The organism is Bartonella sp. CR127HXZ (genome assembly GCF_042194555.1).
Lineage (GTDB): Bacteria > Pseudomonadota > Alphaproteobacteria > Rhizobiales > Rhizobiaceae > Bartonella > Bartonella grahamii.
The window spans coordinates 341-986 of the sequence record NZ_JBHIMZ010000056.1; the positions used below are offsets into that span (position 1 = coordinate 341).

Sequence of the window (646 nt, forward strand, 5' to 3'; positions counted from 1 at the left end):
TACGCAAACTTTGTTTAATGATGGTGGTTTTTTGCTTGGCAGCGGTGCTGTAGATCTCAGCAGTGGCGATCTTTTAGCCAATTCTTCCGGTGTTATTCTGGGGGATATCATCACCCTCAATGCGAAGACAATCATTGATGGTACTGCAAAAATCCGTGACACGAATGAATATGGTTTTGTTGATCGCAGTGGGCAGCAGGCTCAAATCATTTCTATACAGGATTTAAACATTCACTCCCTTGGCGATTTAAGCATGACTGCTGCCCAATGGAGCAGTGGCGGTCCGATGACGGTGATTGTCGATGGTTCTGCTACGTTTGGTTCATTAGTGCTAAAGAGGGACCATAAGGCATTATAACGCCCAAAGCAGTGAGCACCGTTTGGCAGAAGTCAACAGTGATGGAGATTTGACCATTGTCACAGGTGGTGAACTTAACCTTGGGGGAAAGTTTAAAGCCAAGGGCAATGGGGATTTCACCAGTGGTGGCGCTCTCAACGCGATTTCAGAGCAAGATTTTAACAGTTTTGATTTGGATCTGAGGGGCAAAGAAGGCGACAAATCGAAGCAAAAGAATAAGTTTCGTCAACAATCAACAGAAGTTACTACAAACAAAACCACGATAGAAACAGAGGGCAACCTCTCCCT

At 45.0% G+C, this 646-nt stretch carries 1 pseudogene; it reads left to right on the forward strand.

Annotation, left to right across the window (positions count from 1 at the left end):
• A pseudogene (locus tag ACFIKY_RS09025) lies at positions 1-646 on the forward strand (hypothetical protein); the annotation flags it as partial.